The 1,116-nt window shown below is 59.1% G+C and carries 1 protein-coding gene; it reads left to right on the top strand.

The features are described from left to right. Positions 1 to 244: 244 nt before the first annotated feature. Positions 245 to 1,116: peptidoglycan-binding domain-containing protein (locus tag AC6RA8_RS21275; protein WP_500355676.1), on the top strand; the 872-nt coding region annotated here is incomplete at its 3' end.

Consider the following 1,116-nt stretch of genomic DNA (forward strand, 5'->3'; position numbering starts at 1 on the left):
GCCCAGTAGGTCTGAAGACGCAGTATGATTTCCTGAAAGGAACGGGGCGGTGTAACGGTGTCGGACATGGGTCAAGCCATCGGTTGAATTGCGTGACTTACCTACGGCCCGCCCCCCAAATGGTCAATTGCGCGCGAGGTGGCTTTTTACGGGTATTCCACCATTTCCATTGGAGCGGATTCCTGCTTAATCTGCCGCCCACGGAATGAAGTGGCACCAAGACCAACCAAGGGGATATGGGCGGATGTTGAAGCGTATTGTGCTGGCGTGGGTTGTCCTGCTTGCGTCGGTGGTGACCGTGAGTGCGCAGGACGATGCCGTCTGGATCCAGATCGAGGCACGACCCAACCTGAACGAAGCAACCGCCCGCGCCCGGGTCTATGCCGCTGATCTGCCTGATGTGAATGGGTTTTCCCTTGGTGGTGGCTGGTACGGTATTGCCCTTGGCCCCTATGCCCGGTCAGACGCCGAGCAGGTGTTGCGTGTCTACCGGTCCGAAGGCGTGATCCCGAACGACAGCTTCATCGCCTTCACCTCGTCTTTCCGCCAACAATTCTGGCCCATCGGTGCGAATGTGCTGAACCGGGGCGTGGTGCAGGCCCCCGTGCCAACCGAACCCGAAGACACAACGCCCGTTGTGGACACGCCTGCCCCACCGCCCGCTGATGAAACCCCTGAACAAGCGCGACGTAGCGAACGGCAGCTAAGCCGCGCGGAGCGTGAAGACTTGCAGATCGCGCTGCAATGGGCCGGTACCTATCAGGGGGCTATTGACGGCGCATATGGTCGTGGCACCCGCAACGCGATGGCACAGTGGCAAGAGCAGAAGGGATTTGATGTCACGGGCATTCTGACGACACAGCAGCGAGCCGTCCTGTTGCAGGACTATAATTCCGTTCTGGATGGTCTGGGCCTTGAGCTTGTGCAGGATGAGACCGCCGGGATCGAGATGTTCATGCCCACCGATGTCGTTGCCTTCGACAAATACGAATACCCCTTTGCCCACTACACCGCGACCGGAGACATCGACGCGACCGTGCTGCTGATCAGCCAGGAAGGGGATCAGACAACCCTCTTTGGCCTTTATGACATCATGCAAACGCTGGACATCGTGCC

Source organism: Tateyamaria sp., from assembly GCF_059783535.1.